Origin of the sequence: Synechococcus sp. CBW1002 (genome assembly GCF_015840915.1) — a bacterium.
GTDB lineage: Bacteria > Cyanobacteriota > Cyanobacteriia > PCC-6307 > Cyanobiaceae > CBW1002.
Genome location: NZ_CP060398.1, coordinates 2,465,097 through 2,485,011 on the forward strand (window position 1 = coordinate 2,465,097; position 19,915 = coordinate 2,485,011).

At 66.1% G+C, this 19,915-nt stretch carries 27 protein-coding genes; 10 read left to right on the forward strand and 17 right to left on the reverse strand.

All coding sequences use genetic code 11. The features are described 5' to 3' along the window. Positions 1–2: 2 nt before the first annotated feature. The 3 genes from H8F24_RS12055 to H8F24_RS12065 all read left to right on the forward strand — a co-directional run bounded on the left by H8F24_RS12055 (position 3) and on the right by H8F24_RS12065 (position 2,486). Positions 3–1,172 carry a LysM peptidoglycan-binding domain-containing protein gene (locus H8F24_RS12055; protein WP_197169777.1) on the forward strand — a complete coding sequence of 390 codons (1,170 nt, stop codon included), beginning with the start codon at positions 3–5 and terminating at the stop codon, positions 1,170–1,172. A 69-nt stretch (positions 1,173–1,241) separates the two neighbouring features. After that, a complete protein-coding gene (locus H8F24_RS12060) occupies positions 1,242–2,189 on the forward strand; it encodes a hypothetical protein (protein WP_197169778.1) in 948 nt (315 codons plus the stop codon). Positions 2,190–2,210: 21 nt separating this feature from the next. Next, positions 2,211–2,486: a hypothetical protein gene (locus tag H8F24_RS12065; protein ID WP_197169779.1), complete on the forward strand. Its 276-nt coding sequence runs from the start codon at positions 2,211–2,213 to the stop codon at positions 2,484–2,486. A gap of 41 nt (positions 2,487–2,527) precedes the next feature. Here the strand turns inward: H8F24_RS12065 and H8F24_RS12070 are convergent, their stop codons facing one another. The 5 genes from H8F24_RS12070 to H8F24_RS12090 form a co-directional block, all read right to left on the reverse strand. Beyond that, the gene (locus H8F24_RS12070) at positions 2,528–2,893 is read right to left on the reverse strand and encodes a hypothetical protein (RefSeq protein ID WP_231597793.1); all 366 of its coding nucleotides are present in this window, start codon (positions 2,891–2,893) and stop codon (positions 2,528–2,530) included. Between the two features lie 127 nt (positions 2,894–3,020). Then, the gene (locus H8F24_RS12075; RefSeq protein ID WP_197169780.1) at positions 3,021–3,356 is read right to left on the reverse strand and encodes a hypothetical protein; all 336 of its coding nucleotides are present in this window, start codon (positions 3,354–3,356) and stop codon (positions 3,021–3,023) included. Positions 3,357–3,471: 115 nt separating this feature from the next. Then, the gene (locus H8F24_RS12080; protein WP_197169781.1) at positions 3,472–3,753 is read right to left on the reverse strand and encodes a hypothetical protein; all 282 of its coding nucleotides are present in this window, start codon (positions 3,751–3,753) and stop codon (positions 3,472–3,474) included. Next, the gene (locus H8F24_RS12085; protein ID WP_231597794.1) at positions 3,750–4,481 is read right to left on the reverse strand and encodes a L,D-transpeptidase; all 732 of its coding nucleotides are present in this window, start codon (positions 4,479–4,481) and stop codon (positions 3,750–3,752) included. Before H8F24_RS12085 ends, H8F24_RS12080 begins: the two co-directional genes overlap by 4 nt. Positions 4,482–4,619: 138 nt before the next feature. After that, on the reverse strand, positions 4,620–4,817 hold the full coding sequence (locus H8F24_RS12090; protein ID WP_197169783.1) for a hypothetical protein: 198 nt from the start codon (positions 4,815–4,817) through the stop codon (positions 4,620–4,622). Between the two features lie 251 nt (positions 4,818–5,068). Here H8F24_RS12090 and H8F24_RS19950 point away from each other — a divergent pair, with 251 nt between their 5' ends. After that, positions 5,069–5,200, forward strand: coding sequence for a hypothetical protein (locus tag H8F24_RS19950; protein ID WP_255376846.1), 132 nt, complete (start codon positions 5,069–5,071; stop codon positions 5,198–5,200). After that, entirely contained in the window at positions 5,149–5,319 is a 171-nt protein-coding gene (locus tag H8F24_RS20195; RefSeq protein ID WP_370525791.1) for a hypothetical protein, read from the forward strand. The genes H8F24_RS19950 and H8F24_RS20195 overlap by 52 nt, the downstream gene beginning before the upstream one ends. 121 nt (positions 5,320–5,440) lie before the next feature. Here H8F24_RS20195 and rppB read toward each other — a convergent pair whose 3' ends face one another. Both rppB and rppA read right to left on the reverse strand, forming a co-directional pair. Then, complete coding sequence (gene rppB / locus H8F24_RS12100; RefSeq protein WP_197169784.1) at positions 5,441–6,820, reverse strand: two-component system sensor histidine kinase RppB; 1,380 nt, start codon at positions 6,818–6,820, stop codon at positions 5,441–5,443. Positions 6,821–6,825: 5 nt separating this feature from the next. Then, on the reverse strand, positions 6,826–7,530 hold the full coding sequence (gene rppA / locus H8F24_RS12105) for a two-component system response regulator RppA (RefSeq protein ID WP_231597293.1): 705 nt from the start codon (positions 7,528–7,530) through the stop codon (positions 6,826–6,828). 109 nt (positions 7,531–7,639) lie between these two features. On the opposite strand from rppA, the gene H8F24_RS12110 reads away from it, so the two are divergent. From H8F24_RS12110 to H8F24_RS12125, 4 genes are read left to right on the forward strand one after another with little or no spacing between them, the layout of a single operon-like run. After that, positions 7,640–8,233: a hypothetical protein gene (locus H8F24_RS12110; protein WP_231596997.1), complete on the forward strand. Its 594-nt coding sequence runs from the start codon at positions 7,640–7,642 to the stop codon at positions 8,231–8,233. After that, entirely contained in the window at positions 8,226–11,357 is a 3,132-nt protein-coding gene (locus H8F24_RS12115; protein WP_197169786.1) for an efflux RND transporter permease subunit, read from the forward strand. The genes H8F24_RS12110 and H8F24_RS12115 overlap by 8 nt, the downstream gene beginning before the upstream one ends. Continuing rightward, a complete protein-coding gene (locus H8F24_RS12120) occupies positions 11,354–12,487 on the forward strand; it encodes an efflux RND transporter periplasmic adaptor subunit (protein WP_197169787.1) in 1,134 nt (377 codons plus the stop codon). The genes H8F24_RS12115 and H8F24_RS12120 overlap by 4 nt, the downstream gene beginning before the upstream one ends. Further along, complete coding sequence (locus H8F24_RS12125) at positions 12,487–13,563, forward strand: DMT family transporter (RefSeq protein ID WP_197169788.1); 1,077 nt, start codon at positions 12,487–12,489, stop codon at positions 13,561–13,563. Before H8F24_RS12120 ends, H8F24_RS12125 begins: the two co-directional genes overlap by 1 nt. A 16-nt stretch (positions 13,564–13,579) precedes the next feature. Here H8F24_RS12125 and H8F24_RS12130 read toward each other — a convergent pair whose 3' ends face one another. Both H8F24_RS12130 and H8F24_RS12135 read right to left on the reverse strand, forming a co-directional pair. Next, entirely contained in the window at positions 13,580–13,837 is a 258-nt protein-coding gene (locus H8F24_RS12130) for a hypothetical protein (protein ID WP_197169789.1), read from the reverse strand. Positions 13,838–14,049: 212 nt separating this feature from the next. Further along, positions 14,050–14,331, reverse strand: coding sequence for a galactose oxidase (locus H8F24_RS12135; protein WP_231597795.1), 282 nt, complete (start codon positions 14,329–14,331; stop codon positions 14,050–14,052). Positions 14,332–14,390: 59 nt separating this feature from the next. Between H8F24_RS12135 and H8F24_RS12140 the strand changes: the two genes are divergently transcribed. Then, complete coding sequence (locus tag H8F24_RS12140) at positions 14,391–14,630, forward strand: hypothetical protein (protein WP_231596995.1); 240 nt, start codon at positions 14,391–14,393, stop codon at positions 14,628–14,630. A 182-nt stretch (positions 14,631–14,812) separates the two neighbouring features. On the opposite strand, the gene H8F24_RS12145 is transcribed toward H8F24_RS12140, so the two are convergent. The 8 genes from H8F24_RS12145 to H8F24_RS12180 all read right to left on the reverse strand — a co-directional run bounded on the left by H8F24_RS12145 (position 14,813) and on the right by H8F24_RS12180 (position 19,820). Further along, complete coding sequence (locus H8F24_RS12145; RefSeq protein WP_197169791.1) at positions 14,813–15,160, reverse strand: type II toxin-antitoxin system PemK/MazF family toxin; 348 nt, start codon at positions 15,158–15,160, stop codon at positions 14,813–14,815. Further along, on the reverse strand, positions 15,160–15,378 hold the full coding sequence (locus tag H8F24_RS12150) for a hypothetical protein (RefSeq protein WP_197169792.1): 219 nt from the start codon (positions 15,376–15,378) through the stop codon (positions 15,160–15,162). Before H8F24_RS12150 ends, H8F24_RS12145 begins: the two co-directional genes overlap by 1 nt. An 897-nt stretch (positions 15,379–16,275) precedes the next feature. Further along, positions 16,276–17,550: a reductive dehalogenase domain-containing protein gene (locus tag H8F24_RS12155; protein WP_197169793.1), complete on the reverse strand. Its 1,275-nt coding sequence runs from the start codon at positions 17,548–17,550 to the stop codon at positions 16,276–16,278. After that, the gene (locus H8F24_RS12160; protein WP_197169794.1) at positions 17,547–18,194 is read right to left on the reverse strand and encodes a TetR/AcrR family transcriptional regulator; all 648 of its coding nucleotides are present in this window, start codon (positions 18,192–18,194) and stop codon (positions 17,547–17,549) included. Before H8F24_RS12160 ends, H8F24_RS12155 begins: the two co-directional genes overlap by 4 nt. Before the next feature lie 247 nt (positions 18,195–18,441). Further along, positions 18,442–18,717, reverse strand: a complete 276-nt coding sequence (locus H8F24_RS12165; protein WP_197169795.1) for a DUF1651 domain-containing protein — start codon at positions 18,715–18,717, stop codon at positions 18,442–18,444. Positions 18,718–18,727: 10 nt separating this feature from the next. Further along, a complete protein-coding gene (locus H8F24_RS12170) occupies positions 18,728–19,015 on the reverse strand; it encodes a galactose oxidase (RefSeq protein ID WP_197169796.1) in 288 nt (95 codons plus the stop codon). 74 nt (positions 19,016–19,089) lie between these two features. Next, positions 19,090–19,425 (reverse strand): hypothetical protein, encoded by a 336-nt coding sequence (locus tag H8F24_RS12175; RefSeq protein WP_197169797.1) that lies wholly within the window; start codon positions 19,423–19,425, stop codon positions 19,090–19,092. Further along, entirely contained in the window at positions 19,422–19,820 is a 399-nt protein-coding gene (locus tag H8F24_RS12180; protein WP_197169798.1) for a hypothetical protein, read from the reverse strand. Before H8F24_RS12180 ends, H8F24_RS12175 begins: the two co-directional genes overlap by 4 nt. Between the last annotated feature and the right edge of the window lie 95 nt (positions 19,821–19,915).

Below are 19,915 nucleotides of genomic sequence, written 5' to 3' on the forward strand. Positions count from 1 at the left end.
CGATGGAGCTACCCCTCTCGCCACTCAACCAGGGCCTCAACCCCCTGCGGGGTGCGCCGCTGTGGGGCCAGTTGGTCTCCCTGCCTGCAGCCGCTTCAGCGATTGACAGCCGGATAGCTCAGCCCGCGGCTCTGCCCCTGTGGCTGGCGCTGCAGCCCTACGCCAATGCCCGCCTCTGCCTGTTCGAGGTGGACCGGCCTGACAGCCGCAATCCGGTTCCAATCCGCCGGCATGTGATCGATTGCTTCCTCGAGCAGAGCGGCATCGTCAGCGGCTACAACGACACCGCCCTCACCGACCCTGGGGACGTGTTGCTGCGCGGCTACCTCTGCCGGGCGGCGATCCTGCCGGTGAGCACCAGCAACACCTTCGATTGGCTGGCGGCTGAGCAGGACTGGGCCACCCCAGGCTTCCGCGACGAGGCGCCGCTGCCCTGGGACCCGTCGTTGCTGGGAACTGTGCAGGCTCCTTGTCAGGGTGTGATGTGGCTGGGGGACCTGGCCCTGCTCCAGCCCCAGGGCGGACTTCCCTCGGGGGGACGGGCCCAGTTCGCCGGTTGCCAGGTGATGCACTTCGGGGCGGACTACGGCCCGGGCGGCATCGGCCTGCTGCTGCAGCCGTTGCTGGGGGAAGCGATCCAGCTGGTGCTCAGACCCCACAGCGTGCTGGTGCTGCGCGATGGCGACACCTTGAACCTGATCGCTGAGCGCTACGGCACCACCGTGGCCACCCTGCGGCGGATCAACCCCCAGCTGGAGAGCACCCAGACGATCATCGCCGTCGAGGGCGACTCCCTGGCGGTGCTGGCCGGTCGCTATGGCACCACCGAAAGCAAGCTGCGCAGCCTCAACCCGGTGCTGCAGCAGAGCGAGACCTACATCAGCGCCGAAGGCGAAACGCTCAGCAGCGTGGCGGCCGAGCAGAACCTCAGCCTCACTCTGCTGCGCCAGTTCAACCCGGAGCTGAGCAGCTGGCCCAGCGAGGAACCGCTGCCGGCTGGCACCACCCTGCTCCTGCCCGTCTACCGCTCCACCACTTCCATCCCGGCGGGGATGCAGTTGCTGGTGCCTGGCTACATGCCCTCAACCCCGCTGCCGGCGGGGGAGTGGATCTACCTGCCGGCCCGGCGCTCTGCTCCCGTGCTGGATGAGCTGCCTGAGCAGGGCTTTTGAGGAGCTGGCAACAGGGAGAGCGAGCGCAGCCCGGACGGGGCGCCCGCAGCACCACAGCCGTGATGGGTGATGCCCTCCTCCTTCTTCTCCTCTGACTCCAGCGTCGCCAACAGCGGCGCTGCTCCAGGTCCCATGGTCCCTCCTGGCCGATGGCAGACCTACCGCCAACAGCAGCAACAACCCAACCAGGGCTCTGCTGGCTCTGTCCAACCTGCCGCCGACCCCGACCTGCTCAACAGCGACGGCGCTGCTGACGCGGGTCTGGATGCTGCCGACGGCGACGACACCCTCGATCTCTCCCTGCCACAGGACTCCAGCCCCAGCGACAACGACGACCCCCCTGCCGCTGCTCCCAGCAGTGCTGATCCCCTGCGGGCCGAGCGGCGCCGCAGTAACCAACTCGAGAAAGAGCTGCGCAAGGCCCGAGCCCAGCTGTCCCGCTTCTCCGAGATCAACCCGGACGAGTACGCCCGCCTGCAGGACGCCGAGCGCAAGCGCGAGGAGTTCGAACGCCAGGTGGGCGAGCGCGAACGCCAGCTCAATGAGGCCAACCTGCGCCGCGTGCGCAGCGTGGAAAAGGAACGGGACGAGGCCCGCTCACAGGTGCAGAACCTGCGCAAGGAGCGCTTGATGGAACGGCTGTTTTCAGAAGCGGAAGGCCGGGTGGGCGGTGATGAACGGGGGACGTTCTTTGACACCTTCGTGACGCTGTGCGGCGGCCACTTCCAGCTGGGCGAGGTGGACGGCCGCGAGCGGCTGCTGCCGGTGGACGGCAAGGGCCAGCCCCTCACAGCCGACGGTGTCGCCCTCAGCGATGGCGACTACATGGAGGAGCTGCGCCGCCACCCGGTGTACAGCTTCCTGTTCCAGCAGCGCAGCGGGCTGTACTCGGCGGCTGTGCCGGAGAGCGGTCACGAGCACGGCGGAGCCGTGAACCTGCAGACCCTGAGCACCGCCGAGCTCTACCTGGAGGCCGTCAAGGGCACCACCCCCAGGGCGGCTGCACCGCGGCGCTGATCAACCCGCCGGGAGGGAGCAATGGCCTGGTACCTGGTGTTCTGGCGCAACCGATCCACCGCCACGGTGGTGCCGGCCGCCAGCGCCAACCAGGCCCGCTCCCGCGCCCAGCGCCGACACAAGGAGGGCTATGGGGTGATCGTGGCCGCCCGTCGGGCCAATCCCCAGGACAGCCAGCTCATTCGCCGTGGTGTCTGGGTGCGCCGTCGCCGTGACGGCAGCAGCCCCCAGTTCGGCAATGCTCGCGCCAAAGCCAGGGCCCGGCGGCAGCGGAGTGCCTACCGCCATTGGCTGTGAGGCCCGGCCACCAACCGGCAGCCGGGCCTGAGCCCCCTGGCTCAGCAGACCGAGACGGTGCAGCCGGGGGTGCCCTGCAGCTTGCGAGCAAAGGCGAACGCCTTCTCGGCAGGGATCAGCCGCATCTTCTTGACGGGCTTACCGCGGCGGCCCAGGAACTCGACCTCACAGGGGGCAGTGCCGAGCTTCTGGACTCCTGGCTGATAGCGGTGAACCAGAAGCAGGCGGACTTCGCAGACGGGGCCTTGGGGGGTGGCCGTGGCTGGGGTGGAGCGGAGAACCCCGACCAGACGCCCCGCAGGCGCAGTGCTGGCCAGGGGCGAGCAGCGCGAGCCTCGCGTCAGCCCTGGCCAGCGCAAGCCGGAGGGGCATGCTGCGGAGGGGTTTCGCTCCGCCCAGCCAGCCACGTCCCACGGGCATGGATGCCACTCCGTGCTGAACGCCCACCGCGCCCCAGCAGTGGAGCTGCTCCGCCAACTCTGGGATCGAGGCACAGGCAAGGGGGCCGCAGCTGCAGCCCCCAAACCATGGCGCTCAGGCCATCTGCAGCTTCTGCACCGACAGTGGCTGGCGCTGGGACTCGAGCTCACAGCGCTGAATCAGCTCCTGCTGGGCCAACAGCCGCTCATCCAGCTCATCGACCCGTGCCAGACACTGCTGGATCGCGGGGATCACCTCCTCCTCCAGCAGGGTGATTTCCTCTTCTCCATAGGGCTGCTCGATCCAGGTGCGGCGCAGCGGCAGCCCACGACGACGCAGCAGGATCTCCTGCACCCCACGGAGGGTGGACTCGAGCAGCAGGAACGGATCCTCCTCAGGCCTGCAGAACGGGGAGGTGGCAGCGGAATTGCCTGCAGAGAGCGTGGCCATGACGATCGGCGCCGAAACGGCGCAGCGACGGGACCGATCCCAGCGGAGGCGCGGCCGGCAGGACGGGCCTCAGACTGGAGAGGCCCGGAGCAAGCCCTTCTCCCGCTCCCAGGCGTTACCGGTCCATGCGCGTCAGCGCTGCTCCACCCAGCAGCGCCAGCAACAGCTTGAGGGTGGAATCAAAGCCGCCCTGCAGCCGCTCCAGCGTGCCGGGGCAGATCTGCCCTATCGGCCTGCCCTCCATCGCCCGCTGGCCGCAGACCCCAGCGGCGAGGGAATAGATCAGCAGCTGGGTGCCGATCACCACCGCCAGGATCTTGAACACAAACCGCTCGCGGTCGAACGGCGGCTTGGGCGGTCGGCCCCCAGCCGGTGGCAGCACCAGCCCCGGGGTCACTGTTTTTCCTGGAACACCCCCACATAGACGGTGCCCTGGCGGTAGAGGGGCAGCACCTTGTCGCGCAGATCGGCGTTGTGCAGGCGAACGCAACCGAGGGTGGGGTGCAGGGGTTGCTGCGCTGCCCAGGCGCCGGGCCAGCCGCAGGCTGAGCCGCCGCCGTGGAGCATGATCCCGGCCCGGCCGTGAGCGGCCTCCTGGCCCTCCAGCTCTTCCATGTCGAAGCTGTACCAGCCGTAGGCCATGGCGGTATCGGAGCAGGGCGGGTTGGGGTTCTGCTCGTAATCGGCGTAGAGCTGGCCAAGCCTGTAGAGCCCTGGCGGGGTGTCGGTGCTGTTCTGGGTCCAGTCGGTGTCGCTCCCCTGGCCGCGGGCCAGGCAGGGGATCTTCCAGAGGAAGGCCCCGGTGTGGTCGTAGGCCTCCATGTCCTGGTCCCGGTCATTCACCAGCAGGTAGGTGTCGCCGGGCTGGACGGGTGCTGCCAGCTGCGGGCCCGCCATCCCGGCTTCCTCTGAGCCGCGCGGATCGAGGCCGCCGCTGGGGACTGCTGGTGCCGGGGGCGCAGCGGGTTTCTGGCTGAAGGTGAGCGCCCAGGGGGCCTGCTCCTCGAGGACGGCCTCGCTGCCGGGCAGGGCAGCGATCGCGGCATGAAGGGTCCAGACGCCGGAGACCTGCTGGGGTTCACCGCGAAAGGCTTCAAAGCGGTCCTGGAACCGCTCGGCGGTCATGGGGCTAGCCATAGGCGTGGTGCTGCTGAGCCCTGTTGCCAGTGCTGGCTTGGGGCCGCCGGCTGCGGGCAAAAAGAGAGCCCCGGCCGCAGCCGGGGCCAAGGGCCCGAAGACCAAGGGCCCGAGGGATTCGCCCCCTCAGAAGGGCAGCTCGCTTTCGGGGAAGGAGCTCACCAGCGGCAGATTGAGCCGCTGGCGATCAAAGAGGACATCGGCGCAGAGGCGCTCCAGCCGCTCCAGGGGGGTGGGGAGATGGGCGGAGGCCTCCTCGCAGAGCAGCTCCAGGGTGCGGGAGCTGAGGAGCTGGAAGGCGCGGATGCGGGATGCGGTAGCCATGGCAGGCGTAGCGGAGACCCCGAAGCAGGCCGGGCGGGGTCAAGGGGCAGCCCCCTCTGCAATGCGGAGCGCAGCGCAGCCATCGAACAAGTCGGCTGACTTGCGCAGCCCTTGAGGCCGCCCGGACCATGAGGAGGGCTGCGCGTAGCCGATCCACAGAGCGCCGGTGGGGCAGGGACTGGATCAGCCCTGTCCGGCTGTGGTCGCTTGGTGCAGCGCTCCAACTCCCAGAGGCGCCCGCCTACTCAGTGATGCTGTCCTCGCCCGAGGCTCATGCCGTGTTCCGCACCACCAGCCTGTTTCTGCTGACGGCGGCCGCCGAGAGCCTGGGGTGTTACCAAGCCGACCTGGTGCTGCGTCAGCAGCGGCCGATCTGCTCCTGATCTCCGCCGCCATCTCCCTGGCGATCTACGTATGGCTGCCCACCTTCCACCCCACCGCAGCTCGCCGGGTGTACGCCTCCTTTGGCGCGATGGTTGTGGCGATTGCCCTGGCGTGGTGACGGCTGGTGGATGGGGTGCCGCTCACGGCCCTTGATCTCACCGGGGTGGCTGTGATCCTCACCGGAATGACGATCCTGATGGGCTGAGAGGGGCGCCCCTCTGCCGCAATCCAGTCAGGGATCAGGCTCTTTGCTCTCCGTGATGGGTTGAATCCGCCAGAGGGACGGCCAGGCAGAAGCAACTGCCAGCTCCAGGGGTGGATTGGAGGCTGATCACACCCCCATGGCGGCGGGCGATGGCCTGGGCGATCGCCAGGCCCAATCCCGTGCCTCCCTGCTGGCGGGTGCGGGCAGGATCCAGGCGCGTGAAGCGGTCAAAGATGCACTCCTGCTCGGCAGCAGGGATGCCGGGCCCGCGGTCACGGACCGTCAGCCGGATCTCGCGGCCGCGCTGCTCCAGGCCCACCACGACGGACGTGTCCGCAGGGCTGTGCTGAATCGCGTTGCTCAGCAGGTTGATCACCAGCCGGCTGAGCTCCGACTCGACCCCCAACACCCAGGCGGAGGCGATCCAGGGAGCCTGCTCCAGGCTCACCTGGGCTGCAGCGGCCGTCTCGCCGAAGTCCTCCAGCACATCGGCTGTGATCTCCGCGAGATCACAGCTCTGTTTCTGGCTCTGGAGGCAGGGTCGCTCCAGGCTGGCCAGCAACAGCAGATCGGCGATCAGCTGCTGCAGGCGCCGGCCCTGGGCAAGGACCCGATCCAGGCTGGGGGCGGCCTTGCCGTTTGGCGTTGCAGCACTGGCGCCCTGTTCTGCCTCCACCAGCGCCAGCAGGTTGGCCAGGGGCGTGCGCAGCTCATGGGCCACATCGGCGCTGAATTGCTCCTGTCGGCGATAGGCCTCCAGCAAGGGAGCCATCGCCAAACCCGCCAGCCACCAGCTGGCCAGTGCCATCGCCACCATGGCCAGTAGGAACACCCCATGGCCCAGCCACCACAACCGCTCGGCCTCCGCATCGAGATCCGCCAGGCTGCGTGAAATCTGGAGGTAGCCCCAGATCGGTTCGCCAGAACCATTGGAGTGATGAAGGTGGATCGCATAGGTGCCCCACCGCTCCCTTCCGTGGGGGTTGCTGAGTGACCAGCCCAGGGTTTCTGGTGTTGATTCCACCGGTACGTCGCCAGGGGATCGGGCGATCAGGGCCCCCTGGTGGTCCAGCACCCGCAGCTTGTAGCGACTGGGATCCGTGGCGCTGATCGCATGGCGATGGAGCAGATCCGGCGCTGGGCGGCAGACCTCACCAGCCAGGCAAAGCCCCGGCAGCACCGCTGCGAGGCTGGTGGAGGGCACGGCATCCCGCGGCAGCACGGGCTTGAGGCTGTCGTGCATGGTGCCGGCCAGGGTCTGCAGCTCCCGTCGGATCGCCGTTTCCTGGGTCTGCAGCAGCAGCCGGCCCATGGTCAAACCCGCGGCATAGAGGAGCGCTCCCATCACCACCAGGGACAGGCCTGCCAGACGCAGACGCGCACGCCAGAGCAGCCCAGGCGCCGGGGAACGCATCGGGCTCATGCCGGCCGATCGAGCTGAGGCTGGAAGCGGTAGCCCTTGCTGGGCACCGTTTCGATCGGTGACGGCAGGCCATGGGTCGCCAGCTTGCGCCGCAGCAGCCGCACCTGGGCCGCCACCACATTGCTCACCGGGTCCTGGTGCAGATCCCAGAGCTGATGGCGCAGCCGCGAGCCGGGAATGATCTGGCCGGGATGTTCCATGAAATAGGCCATCAACTGCTGCTCCTTGGCCGACAGCTCGACGGCCACCTCCCCGCCTGGCGTGCTCACCAGCAACTCAGCCTTGGCCGGATCGAGGCGAAAGCAGCCCACCTCCAACAGCGGTTCCCGGTAGGCAGGCTGACGGCGCTGCAAGGCCCGGATCCGGGCCAGCAATTCCTCCATCGCAAAGGGTTTGCTGAGGTAGTCGTCGGCGCCGGCATCGAGTCCCTCCACTCGATCGGCCGTGTCGCTGCGAGCGGTCAGCAACAGAACCGGCAACTCGTAGCCGGCCGAGCGGGCCCGGCGGCAGAGCTCCACACCGCTCAAGGCCGGCAGCATCCAATCCAGGATGGCCAGGTCGTAGCGAGCCAGCTGGGCGCCCAACAGGGTCCAGCCCTCAAGGCCATCGCCGCAGTGATCCACCACATGGCCTTGCTGCTGCAACACCGCCTGAATCGCGCCGGCCAGATCCGCCTCGTCTTCCACCAGCAGGATCCGCAGCGGCATCGGCAGGGGGCTTGAGCTGGCAGATGCTAGTGAGCACAAGCGATTTCACCTGATTTTCATCGCGGTTGCGCCAAGCTCCGTCCACCTGTTGCTTTCGTGGGCCTTGCTCAACCGACTCCTGCCGCTGACCGCCGGTGCCAGTCTCGCGGCCGCTGCCCTGCTCACCGTTCCTGTCGCCACTCCTGTCGCGGTGGCGCATGTGGGCCATGGAGACGAGTTCCAGCAGACGGGCGATGCCCGCCAGGTGCAGCGCAATGCCGATGGTGACGCCCTCCTGGGCATTGCCACCAAGAAGCCAGAGTCAGGGCCGGATGGCCTCAGCGTGCCAACCACGGCGCTGGTGGATGCCAATGGCAAACCCCTGCTGTTCGTGCAGACGGAGAAGACCTACGACCCGGTCTACGTGGTGACCGGTGCCAACCAGGGCGATCGGGTGGTGGTGACGGAAGGCATCGATCCCACCGACGACGTGGTGACCACGGGGGCGCTTTCGCTCTATGCCGAATCGAGGAAGACCCAGCAGGCAGAACCTGCGTCGGCGAACGACAAGCCGGATGAAACAACGGCTTCTGCCCCTGAATCGGTTTCAGCCAGCTCTGGGTTGCCGATTCCTGGGCTGGCCGTGGGCGCCGGCGCCGCTGTGCTGGTCATCGGCGGTGGGATCTGGCTGAGCCGTCGCAAGAAGACGGATGCTTGAGCGGCTGCTCAACGCCACGCTGCGGTTTTCGATCGCTCGCCGCTGGCTGATCGTGGCCGCTGCGGTGGTTATCAGTCTCTGGGGCCTGCTGGCCGTGAGCCAGATGCCGCTGGATGTGTTTCCGCCCTTTGCGCCGCCGCAGGTGGATGTGCAGACCAGCGCCGATGGCCTCTCGCCCGAGGAGGTGGAAACCCGGATCACCCTGCCGATCGAGTCGGCCGTGAACGGCATCCCCGGGGTGGAGACGGTGCGCTCCTCCTCCAAGGCGGGCCTGTCGATGGTGCAGGTGGTGTTCCACCAGAACGCCGATATCTTCCGCGCTCGCCAGTCGGTGGCGGAGCGGTTGCAGCAGGTGAGCACCCAGCTTCCCGCCAATGCCACCGCACCGGAGCTGTCGCCGCTTGTGTCCCCGCTCGGCACGATCCTGCAGGTGGCCTTCACGGCGGCAGGCGATGGCGCCACATCCTTGATGGATCTGCAGCAGCTGGTGCTGCGCTCCTATCGCCAGGCCATCCTGGCGGTCCCTGGTGTGGCCCAGGTGACGATCTACGGCGGTGATGAGCAGCAGTTTCAGGTGCTGATCGACCCCCACGAACTGCAGGTGCAGAACGTCTCGCTCCAAGCGGTGATGGAGGGGGTCTCCAAGGCCATGGCCACCAGCCCCGGAGGCTTCCTGATTGCCGGCGGCCAGGAGCGGCTGATCCGCCCGATGGGGCAGATCGAGCAAGTCAGCGACCTGGCGGAGGCGGCGGTGCGCAACGAGCAGGGGCAACCGGTGCTGCTTTCCACCTTGGCGGAGGTCAAACGCGACGCAGCGCTCAAACGGGGTGACGCCAGCTTCAACGGCAAGCCCGCCGTCGTGCTGATGGTGACCAAGCAGCCCGACGTGGACACACCCACCGTGACCGGCGCGGTGGAGCGACGCCTGGCCGAACTGAACCGAACCCTGCCGGCGGATGTGCAGACCCACGTCACATTTCGTCAGAGCAACTTCATCGACAGCGCTATCCGCAATGTGAGCGAGTCGCTGCTGCAGGGGGTGGTGATCGTTTCGGTGGTGATCGTGCTGTTCCTGATGAACTGGCGCGCTGCCGTGATCAGCCTCAGCGCCATTCCGCTTTCGCTGCTGATCGGCCTGATGCTGATGAAGGCCCTCGGCCTCGGCATCAACACCATGACCCTGGGCGGGCTGGTGGTGGCGATCGGTTCGGTGGTCGACGACTCGATCGTCGACATGGAGAACTGCTACCGGGGCCTGCGCCGCAACCAGGCGAGCAGCACGCCCAAATCACCGTTGCAAGTGGTGTTTGACACCTCGCTGGAGGTGCGCCAGCCCGTGCTGTTCTCCACCGTGATCATTGCGGTGGTGTTCGCGCCGATCTTCTCGCTCACCGGCGTGGAAGGACGGATCTTTGCGCCCATGGGCCTGGCCTACCTGCTCTGCATCGGCGCCTCCACCCTGGTGGCGGTGACCCTGTCACCGGCCCTCTGCGCCATCCTGCTGGCGCCGGTTCAGCTGCACGAGGAGAACACCTGGATCGCCAACCAGGCCCAGCGCCTCTATCGCCCTGTGCTGGATCTGGCCCTGACCTCACCGCAGCGGGTGCTGGCCATGGCCCTGGCTCTTGTGATCGCCACCACCCTCATCCTGCCGGCACTGGGGCGGGTGTTTCTGCCTGAGTTCCGTGAAAAGTCGCTGGTGAATTCGATGGTGCTCTACCCGGGGGTGTCACTGGAGATGACCAATCGGGCCGGCCTGGCCCTGACCCGTTCGCTGCAGAACAACCCTCTGTTCGAGTGGGTGCAGGTGCGCACCGGCCGCGCGCCTGGTGATGCCGATGGTGCGGGTGTGAACCTGGCCCATGTGGATGTGGAACTCAGTGATCGGGCGATGGCCAACCGCCCAGCCGCCATTGCCGAACTGCGGCAGGCGTTTCAGAAGCTGCCGGGCGTGGCTTCCAACATCGGCGGCTTCATCTCCCACCGAATGGATGAGGTGCTCTCCGGGGTCCGCAGTGCCATCGCGATCAAGATCTACGGCACCGATCTGGGCGAGCTGCGCCGCATCGGCGAGGCCGTGGAGACAGCGATCAAGCCGATCACCGGAGTGGTGGATCTGCAGCTGGAGCCCCAACTGCCCATCCCCCAGGTCCAGATCCACTACGACCGCCCCCTGGCCTCGGCCCTGGGCCTCAGCATTGAAGAGCTGTCGCAGGCCGTGGAGATTGCCCTTAACGGCAAGGTGGTGGGCCACGTAGTGGAAAGCGGTCTGCGCAGCGATGTGCTGGTGCAGCTCCAGCCAGACGCGCGCGCAAGCCTGGAGGCGATCCGCTCGGTGCCGGTGGCTTTCTCCAATGGCATGACGGTGCCGCTGGGCAGCGTCGCCTGGATCGACGAAGGCCTGGGCTCCAACGTCGTCAACCGGGAGGACGTGTCCCGGATGATCGTGGTCTCCGCCAACGTCAGCGGCCGGCCGCTCGGCACTGTCGTCAAAGACATCCAGCGCACCATTGCCCGCGAGGTGCCACTGCCTCAGGGCTACACGATCCGCTACGGCGGCCAGTTCGAATCAGAAGAACGGGCAACCGCGTCTCTGATCTTCTACAGCGCTGTTGCCGCAGTGGTGATCAGTGTGCTGATGGTGATCTCGGTGAAATCTCTGCCGGCCACGGTGGCGATCATGCTCAATCTGCCCCTGGCCCTGATTGGCGGTGTGGTGGCCGTGTTGCTCACGGGAGGAGTGCTATCAATCGCCTCGCTGATCGGCTTCATCACGCTGTTTGGCATCGCCGTGCGCAATGGGTTGTTGCTGGTGGACAACTACAACCGCCGCCATGCCGATGGGCAACCCCTGAGCGAGGTGATCCGTGAGGGAAGCCTGGAGCGCCTCAACGCCATCTTGATGACTGCGCTCTCGTCCGCGCTGGGTGCCTTGCCGTTGGCGCTGGCGTTCGGGGCCGGCAACGAAATCCTGCAGCCCCTGGCCGTTGTGGTGCTGGGCGGCCTGATCACCTCCACGGCGCTGACATTGCTGGTGCTACCCGCGCTGTATGTGCGCTTTGGCCGTTGGCTGTTGCCGCCGATCCACACCTCCATGCCTTCTCTCGCGCTGTCTCAGCCATGAGCTCAAGCCTCCAGGCCATCACCGCTCGGTTGCGCGAGCCCCGCACCCTCCTGCCCATCGCGATCGCCGGGTCGCTGCTGCTGGGGATCGCCGTGGGCCGCCACAGCGGTGGGCCTGCCACATCCACGCCCAAGGCGAGCACAGAAGCAACCGCCGCCCGCAACACGATCAGCCTGAGCGCGGAGCAACTGCGGCGCTCGGGTCTCCACATCATTCGCCCGGAAGCCAGCACCGGCACGGAACGGCCGATCTCAGGCTTTGTGGAAGCGGCCGTGGGCGCACGCTCCAGCGTGGGCATGCCCGTGGCTGGCCGCATCGTGCACCTGCTGGTGGCCCCGGGCACCGCCGTGCGCAGCGGCGAGGTGATCGCCAAGGTGCAGAGCCCGGAAGCCGCCGTGGTGCGTGCCGACGCCGACGCCGCCCAGGCCACGGCGCAATCGCTGGCCTACCAGTACCGGCTCGCTGCCCCGATGGCCAAGCAAGGCGCCCTCTCGGCGCAGGAGCTGGAAAGCCGGCGGATTGCCAGCGTGACCGCGGCCAGCACCGCGCGGGCAGCAACGGCCAAGGCCCTGGTGATGGGAGAGCCCGACGCCATGGGGCGTCTGCCCATCAGAAGTCCGATCAGCGGACAGATCGCCGCCGTCAAGGCATCCCCTGGTGCTGTGCTGCAGGCGGGAGATGAGGTTGCCCAGATCAGCGATGCGCGGGGTAGTGAATTGCGCTTCCTGGTTTCTCCTTTGCTGGCCGCCAATCTGGAACCCGGCCAGCTGCTGCGGGTGAAGGCCGGTGCCAGGGATCTGCGAGCCCGGGTGCTGGCGGTGGCACCAGACAGCGGCAGCGGCAATCGGGTGAGCGTCGTGCGCGCTCAGACCGTCGACGCACCGATGCCGCCTGCCGGTACGGCGGTGACGGCCTTTGTGATGGTGCCCGCCTCCGAGCAGCGATTCACGGTGCCCGCCGATGCCGTCCAGGTGGTGAACGGCTCACCGACGGTGTTCCGCTACCAACGTGGTGCAGTGGAACCTGTGCCCGTTGTGGTGGGGCAACAGTCGGCCGATCGGGTGGTGATCCTCCAGGGCGTGCGCGCTGGAGAGAGCTTGTTGGCTGGACCCACGCAGATGCTCCGTTGATGTCCCTACAGCGCCGCGGTCAGCTCGCCGGACTCGCCGCAGCGGTGCTGTTCGGTTGCAGCGCCCCCCTGATCAGCACCCTCACAGGCCAGGGCTCGGCAGTCAGCATCGCGGCCCTGCTCTATGCCGGGGCGGCCATGGCCTTGCTGCTGCTGCGGCTGGTGCTGGGCGGCTCCCAGTCGGAAGCGCCGGTGCAAGCCAGTGATTGGCCGGCTCTGGCCGGGCTCACCGTGCTCGGGGGCATGGTGGGCCCTGTGGCGCTGGTGCTGGGTCTGGCTCGTCTGCCGGCAGCCTCCGGTTCGCTGTTGCTCAATCTGGAAACACCGTTCACCCTCGCGATCGCGGTGCTGGTGGGCCGTGAGCACCTGGGGCGTCGCGGCATGACAGCAGCGGCTCTCACCACAGCCGGAGCCGTGGTGCTCTCCGGCGGCTCACTCCATGGTGTCAACGGCCCAGGGGCTCTGCTGATCGCGGCGGCAACCCTGGCCTGGGGGATCGACAACAACCTCAGCCAGCGCCTCAGCCTGCGCAACCCGATTCAGATCGCCACCCTCAAGGCCGCTGGAGCTTCCCTGCCCATGCTGGGCCTGGCCCTGCTGCTGGGGGAACGCTTTCCATCGCTGCCAACGACCCTGGGGTTGCTTGTCATCGGCGCCCTTGGCTATGGCATCTCGATCTGGCTGGATCTGCTGGCGCTGCGGGGTCTGGGTGCCGCTCGGGAAGCCCTGATCTTTGCCACGGCCCCGTTCGTGGGGGCCTTGTTTGCGCTAGTGGTGCTGAGAGAGGCACTCACCGCCCAGCTCGCAGTGGCGGCAGGCCTGATGGCAGGCGGGGTAGCCCTGCTGTTGAACGAGCGGCACAGCCACTGGCATCGGCACGAGCCTCTGGAGCACTCCCACCGCCATCGCCACGACCCCAGCAACAGAGATCCCCATCACGACCATCCCCATACAGAAGACGACCTCAGGGGGATGCCCGACGATCAACCTTTCTGGCATGCCCACGGCCATCAGCACACGCACACAGCCCATGCTCACCCCCATGTGAGCGACGCCCATCACCGCCATCGGCACTAAGCGTGGCGGCCCGGCCTCAGAGGCCTTCGCAGTGCTGCACGGCTTTGAGGTAGATCAACTTCCCAGGGCCCTCCTGCCCCGCCAGGTTGCTGGCTTGCCGCAACCGCACCTGCGTATCAATGCACTGGTTGTAGCGGTGGGCTTTGACGGCACCAGGGATCTGGAGCAGGGCAATGGCCAGCAGGCTCAGCGTGCTGATCGCTGCCAGCACGGGGTAGGCATGGGCCCGCACCATCTCTCGAGCCGTGAGCTGTTGTGCGTCGTGATCGCTCATGGGGATCCATCACCTTCTTCCAGGATGCCTGGATGGGGCCTGGCCCTTCAGCACCGCAGCGGAGCAGGTGGCGACCATTGGTGCGGGCAGGTTCGCAACCCCTTCTGTTACTGCTGGCGCCTGAGCGTGATCAGCTCCAGCCGCTGCGCCAATCGCTCAGCCAGCCTTCCTTGGGGGAGAGGAGTGGGCGCTCGCTGGTCGCCATGCCCGGCTCAGGTCACCTCGGGTGCCCAGCCCTGCTGGCGCACCATGTCATCGGTCCAGCCCTGGCAGCGGCTGGTGAGGTGCTCACCCTGGGCGATCAGGCCCTGGTGCAGCTGGCAGGTGAGCAGCGGGATGCAGTTCACCCCGGCGTGGTGGCGAAACCAATGGCAGGTCATGCAGACCTTGCGGCTGCGGGCCGGGACCAGCACCTCACCGTCCAGATAGGGCCATTCCTCGATCGGGGCATCGAGCCGTTGCCCCAACGGAGAAGACCCTCGACTCGCAGCCATGCCCATGCCACCACTCCATGATTCGTACGTCTGTACTAGCGGCTCTAGGGGCGGCTGCCATGCCCCTGATCGCTGGATACGGTGCAGGCACGGGGGAAGGGTCGATGCTGCGGGAGTTGGTGCTGGCCGTCGGCATTCCGTTGGCACTACTGCTCCTGGCTGTGCTGGCGCTCCGGCAGTGGCGTGATCGGCTGCCGCCCTGGCTGCAGCGATTCGCTGAGCGGCCATCCTGGCTGTGGAACGCAGGGGTCGGGCTGATCATCGGCCTGTCGCTGCTGCGCTGGCTGCTGCAGCGCTGACACCCCTCGGCGCAGCGGCGCAGAAGCCATGGCAGGCGTAGCGGAGACCCCGGACCATGAGGAGGGCTGCGCGAATCCGATCCACAGAGTGCCGGTGGGGCCCCGGTCGCCGCAGGACCCGGCCATGGCAACCGGTCCTGGCCACTGCCATCACGACGGCGAACTGGCCAACAGGGGAACGCTCAGCCTTGGCCGCAGATCACCTGCTGCAGCACCTGCTGGAATTCCGTCTGCAAGGCCAGCGGCAGCACCCCGATGCGCCGTTTCACCAGTGGCATCGCCAAGGTTGTCATGCGGCTGAGCCGGATCATCGAGCTCACCTTCAGGCCGGTATCTGAGAAGCCTGGATGATCGGCAGGGATGTCGAGCTCATCGCGGCCCGGCGGCCCGCTGACGTTGGAGCTGATGAAGGCCAGCAACACATCCCCATGGCGCTCACTGGTGGTGATCACCAAGGCCGGCCGAGGCTTGGCCGCAGGCCCATCCGTGAATGGGAAGGCGACCAGCACGATGTCGTAGCGGCTCAGCATCAGCCGGCGCCGATCGCTTCTCCGTCCGAGAAGCTGTAGAGGTCAGGCTCAGCCGCCAGGTCGTCAAAGGCACCCCCGGCCATCGCCATCTCAGCCAGGGCCCCGTGACTCAGGTCGCTGCTGTCCTGCTCCAGCTGCCTGAGCAGCCAGCGGCGATCGTCAGCCGGCAGGCTGCGGATCACCGCAAGCAGGTTCTCGGTGAGCTGGGGATTGGTCATCGCCCCAGGCTAAACAGCCTGAACCTCAGGGTTCACCCTGCCCACAAGCGACCTGGCAACAGCTGCTGTTGTCACTGGGGCCAGGCCCCTGGAGCGTGCCCTTGGGCCTGACCTTGATCGAGGCGCAGAAATACGCCCGCAGAGCAGCTCCAGGGTGCGGGAGCTGAGGAGCTGGAAGGCGCGGATGCGGGATGCGGAAGCCATGGCAGGCGTAGCGGAGACCCCGAAGCAGGCCGGGCGGGGTCAAGGGGCAGCCCCCGCTGAGATGCGGAGCGCAGCGCAGCCATCGAACAAGTCGGCTGACTCGCGTCAGCCCTTGAGGCCGCCCGGACCATGAGGAGGGCTGCGCGTAGCCGATCCACAGAGCGCCGGTGGGGCAGGGACTGGATCAGCCCTGTCCGGCACTTAGCACCTGCGGCGAGAAGGCCCGCATGACGATGCGTTGCAGCTGGTAACGAGGGATGTGGATCCCGCCGCTGCTCTTGCTGTCTCCAGCCGCCGGATCCATTCTGGCTGCAACGGGATTCGGAGGCTCCATCGATGGAAGACACCCCCCCTGAGCAGCAGCCAGGAGTGCGCTGACGATCCGGCCCCTGCTCCAACACTCTCGACGGATTTCTGACGTTCCTGGCGTGTAGCCAAGTCGCCGTCCATTGCACCGCCTGAGGTGCCCCGGACCCAACGGAACGTCCCGATTGACACCTGGCCCCAGGTGCCAGCGCCGGCAACTCCGACCACAACCGAAGACACCCTGATCTGCAAACGATCAACCGACCGCGCAGCTGCGCCCGTCCCCCTTGGGACGGCACCACGGCTGAGCAGACAAACGCCCGGGGCCAGCACTCCGGGCTTTGTTGTTCTCTGCACCCAGGTGGGGCCTCATTCCGACAAAGCTGCTCACTCGCTGCCCGTAACAGGGTGGCGGCGACCAAGCAGGGTCTTTGTGAGCTCCATACCTTTTCCGGGCTCACTCCAGGGGCACACTTCAATACAGATTCCGCAGCCACGTGTTTCAGCAAAATAGGGCGCGCACTTGTCAAAGTTGACATACCATCTCTTCTGGCCTCTCACAGTCTGCTTTTCGGAAAAAATCGCGTGAGGCGGGCAATTGGTTTCGCAAATCCGGCAGTTACGGCAAAGGTCGTCAACACCCAGGTCGCGCGGCTGATCGATCGCAAGGGGCAAATCGGTCAGCACCGTGGCCAAGCGCACGTTGGAGCCGAATTCAGCAGTGATCAAGGATCCATGTTTGCCGAGCTGGCCAAGACCAGCCTCAATGGCAATGGGAACATGAAGCACTTCAGTGCTGGAGCCTGGGGCTAGATTGGTGGACGCCTGAGCTGGGTGGCCCAGGGATCGAATGAAGTTCGCAAGCTTGATGGCTACTCGATTGACCTGCCGGTAGGCATCCATGATCTCCCGATTGGAGCGCTGGCTCGGCGTATGCAGCATCTCTTCTCGATCCATAGGCCATGCCACTGAGATCGCATACTGAAAATCGGGCGATGAGTCCCGGTAGCAAAAACTTGCATCCATCTTGGTGATGCCCGCCAGGCTCGCGCCGAAGCGCCTCGCCGCCTCTTTGATCAGGAGGGCGGCATCTGAAGGGTCTGGAGGGGCGGTATTTCTGCGTGCCACAATTCCAACGCGACCACCGTCCTGCCAAAAGATTTGTGCAATCTGTCGGTGAATTGAGGTGGGCTCCATAACCTGGAAATACCAGTCCAGCTTTCCCCAGGCGCGCTTGTAGGAGTCACCGAAAAATACATGGTCAGGCTGGCGGGCAGCCTCCTCGCCCAAGCCATTGATCACATTGCCTGAAAGTGGCGTCTTACGGTAAGCAAATGGATAATCCGTTGCTGGGTAATCGACTTTCATGTGGCGAGCACGCCTTCGAAGTAGCCCGGCATTAGGAGTCAGATCAGCCGGTTGAAATGACAGGTGAGGGAAAGCCTGACTTTGTGGCGGCCCAGGCATGTCTTCCAGCCAGATTGTCTCGCCTTTGTCGATCTTCCGCTGCTGCAGCCAGCGAAGGAGCGGGAATATTGAGTGGGTGGCGATCCCGACAGCAATGGTGAAAGACTTGCTTTTGAAATGTACCATCAGAAGCTTGCTGTAGTCGTTCAACCGGTCGCCAAGCGACGCCGGAGGCGCGAATTTGTGAATGCTCATGGCTTTCGTTCATGAATGAAAGTGTGATCGAGAAGGTTCGGGCTTCCTGTATGCCCGTGCAACAAGATGCGCACACAGGATCGGCTTCTTTCTTCGGGATTTTCAAATGGTTGGCTGGTCAAGCCAAGAAGTGCGCGCACAAATCCAAAACCCTCCAAAAGCCCGAGAAGCTGTTCAGCAAGATCATTGGCACTGTGTTTAGACTTCAGATAGCCAAGATCAACGCCTTGCTGGATCAAGCGTGATAGATCATCTTGTGTTCGACCATAGGCGCAGGAGTAAAAGTCTCCGGCGAGATCGCGGTGTGAACGCGCCTCTTCAAACATCAGCTGTGAGAATCTGATGATCTCAGGTTGATTGAGAAATCTCAGAAGCTTCGAACCAAAACTGATCAGGGCTTCAACGAATTCTTCCTCTGTCTCAACATCAGTAGGAACACCCTGCTCAAAGCTTTCAACCTCAGCTTCCACGACTGCTCGAAGGACCCCATTGAGTCCCTCGAAGTGCCGGTACAGCGTCGCCTTGGAAACCGACGCAGCCTGGGCAAGGTCATCAGTCGAGACCCTGGCGAAACCTTGGCTGAAAAACAGCTCTTTGGCCGCCAGGAGGATTCGAGACCGGGGAGGGCTTGCGGCGCGGACCATCGGACAAAGCAATCGAAGGACGACTTGGCACCAGCATCAATCAGGCCAAACAGTACCGTACCGTACTCATGTTCACACTGTGGCTCGCTTCCGACGCTCCGGCTGGCTTGGCTGCTACGGCTGGTGTTGGTGGTCGCTTGCTGCAGGGGGGAATCGAGGGAGGGCTGTGCTTCTTGCAGCAGCTCCTCAGCCAGGGCTCGCTGTCGAGCGCGACTCGAAGACCCGGTACGCCTCTGCCCGTCGGCGCTCAGTTCCTCGGTGGCTCCCACTGCGGCGCACAAACCTTCCAGCCGGCCTGCAGCTTTTGGGTCCAAAGCTTGATCGCTTCCCCGCGGGTGAGCTCCTTGCGGCGCTTGAGCAGCGCCGGCTCCCCGGCAGGCATCACCTCTCCCAGCGTCACCTCCAGCGACTGGCTCCAGCGGTCGTAGCGGAGCGGCTTGAAGTGGAGCACGTTGCGACCGTCGCTGATCCAGCCCTCCCGGGGCGAAAGTGGCGGGCGACCGGGCCGGTCGACGACGTTCATTGAGCTCTGCTCAGGCCACCTCCGGTGCCCAGCCCGTCTGGCGCACCATGTCGTCGGTCCAGCCCTGGCAGCGGTTGGTGAGGTGCTCGCCCTGGGCGATCAGGCCCTGGTGCAGCTGGCAGGTGAGCAGTGGGATGCAGTTCGCTCCGGCGTGATGCCTGAACCAGTGGCAGGTCATGCAGACCTTGCGGCTGCGGGCTGGCACCAGCACCTCCTGTCCCAGGTAGGGCCACTCCTCGATCGGTGCATCAAGCCGTTGTTCCAGCGGAGAAGCCCCCCGACTCGCAGCCACTCCCATGCAACCACTCGATGCGTACGCCTGTACTAGCACGAAAGGTCTGGGTTGGCGGCGGCTCTGGACGGCCGCAGGCTTCAAGCGCGCAGGGCCTCAATGGAGTCCGGCAGCTCCTCGTAGCTGATGCCTGGGCCAAAGGCCCGGATCAGCGGTTGCAGTCCGATCGATTTCCGTCCTCCATGCAGCTTTCCCGTGGGGACCACCCAAAACCGCCACTGGCTGAGGTCCTGGGGATCCGCCAGCTCGGGGTCCGGCTCTGCCAGCAGGCAGAAGACGTAGGCGCTGGCAACCCGGTGCTCTCCGGAATCGAGGCCCAACGCCCGGTGGACCAGCCACTCGGCATAGGCACCTCGGGTGCGGTTCTCCAGCAGATGGCCGGAGTTCCAACGGAGGAACGCGTCGAGGTCGCTCATGGCCGGCTGATCTCTGGGCGCAACGGCACAAAGATCCGATTGCCGTTGGCCTTGTTGGTGAAGACGGCATTGCCCTGCACGTAGATCTCCCTCTCCCAGAGGCCGCCCAGACTGTCTCGCAGGGTGGAGAGGGGGAAGCCTTCCTGGATCAGCCGGTAGGTCATCGCCTTGCCGTCCTTCCAGACGATCCGCACGGTGCCGTCGCTGCTGTGGCTGTCGCGGCAGGGGATCGGCCGGTCGTTGTAGGCGCAGTCCTTCCAGGGTTCGGCGCGGCTGGGGGCGCTGCCGATCAGCAGGGCCGCCATCGCGGCGATCCCCCAGACCGACCGGGCACCGTGGCACCGGCCAAGCGCGGAAGGCAGGCACCGCAGCCGCTCACGCATCAGCACCACCATCCACCGCTTGCACTACCCACAGGATGGAGGCGGTGGACCGTGACGGGCACTGGTTTCGATGCGGTGCTCGCCGAGGGGACGGGCCGATGTGGCGT

Coding starts and splice junctions, on each gene's coding strand:
- H8F24_RS12055 (WP_197169777.1), top strand. CDS start 3: ATGGAGCTACCCCTCTCGCCACTCAACCAGGGCCTCAACCCCCTGCGG.
- H8F24_RS12060 (WP_197169778.1), top strand. CDS start 1,242: ATGCCCTCCTCCTTCTTCTCCTCTGACTCCAGCGTCGCCAACAGCGGC.
- H8F24_RS12065 (WP_197169779.1), top strand. CDS start 2,211: ATGGCCTGGTACCTGGTGTTCTGGCGCAACCGATCCACCGCCACGGTG.
- H8F24_RS12075 (WP_197169780.1), bottom strand. CDS start 3,356: ATGGCCACGCTCTCTGCAGGCAATTCCGCTGCCACCTCCCCGTTCTGC.
- H8F24_RS12085 (WP_231597794.1), bottom strand. CDS start 4,481: ATGACCGCCGAGCGGTTCCAGGACCGCTTTGAAGCCTTTCGCGGTGAA.
- H8F24_RS12090 (WP_197169783.1), bottom strand. CDS start 4,817: ATGGCTACCGCATCCCGCATCCGCGCCTTCCAGCTCCTCAGCTCCCGC.
- H8F24_RS19950 (WP_255376846.1), top strand. CDS start 5,069: ATGCTGTCCTCGCCCGAGGCTCATGCCGTGTTCCGCACCACCAGCCTG.
- rppB (WP_197169784.1), bottom strand. CDS start 6,820: ATGCGTTCCCCGGCGCCTGGGCTGCTCTGGCGTGCGCGTCTGCGTCTG.
- H8F24_RS12115 (WP_197169786.1), top strand. CDS start 8,226: ATGCTTGAGCGGCTGCTCAACGCCACGCTGCGGTTTTCGATCGCTCGC.
- H8F24_RS12120 (WP_197169787.1), top strand. CDS start 11,354: ATGAGCTCAAGCCTCCAGGCCATCACCGCTCGGTTGCGCGAGCCCCGC.
- H8F24_RS12125 (WP_197169788.1), top strand. CDS start 12,487: ATGTCCCTACAGCGCCGCGGTCAGCTCGCCGGACTCGCCGCAGCGGTG.
- H8F24_RS12130 (WP_197169789.1), bottom strand. CDS start 13,837: ATGAGCGATCACGACGCACAACAGCTCACGGCTCGAGAGATGGTGCGG.
- H8F24_RS12135 (WP_231597795.1), bottom strand. CDS start 14,331: ATGGCTGCGAGTCGAGGGTCTTCTCCGTTGGGGCAACGGCTCGATGCC.
- H8F24_RS12140 (WP_231596995.1), top strand. CDS start 14,391: ATGCCCCTGATCGCTGGATACGGTGCAGGCACGGGGGAAGGGTCGATG.
- H8F24_RS12145 (WP_197169791.1), bottom strand. CDS start 15,160: ATGCTGAGCCGCTACGACATCGTGCTGGTCGCCTTCCCATTCACGGAT.
- H8F24_RS12150 (WP_197169792.1), bottom strand. CDS start 15,378: ATGACCAATCCCCAGCTCACCGAGAACCTGCTTGCGGTGATCCGCAGC.
- H8F24_RS12155 (WP_197169793.1), bottom strand. CDS start 17,550: ATGAGCATTCACAAATTCGCGCCTCCGGCGTCGCTTGGCGACCGGTTG.
- H8F24_RS12160 (WP_197169794.1), bottom strand. CDS start 18,194: ATGGTCCGCGCCGCAAGCCCTCCCCGGTCTCGAATCCTCCTGGCGGCC.
- H8F24_RS12165 (WP_197169795.1), bottom strand. CDS start 18,717: ATGAACGTCGTCGACCGGCCCGGTCGCCCGCCACTTTCGCCCCGGGAG.
- H8F24_RS12170 (WP_197169796.1), bottom strand. CDS start 19,015: ATGGGAGTGGCTGCGAGTCGGGGGGCTTCTCCGCTGGAACAACGGCTT.
- H8F24_RS12175 (WP_197169797.1), bottom strand. CDS start 19,425: ATGAGCGACCTCGACGCGTTCCTCCGTTGGAACTCCGGCCATCTGCTG.
- H8F24_RS12180 (WP_197169798.1), bottom strand. CDS start 19,820: ATGGTGGTGCTGATGCGTGAGCGGCTGCGGTGCCTGCCTTCCGCGCTT.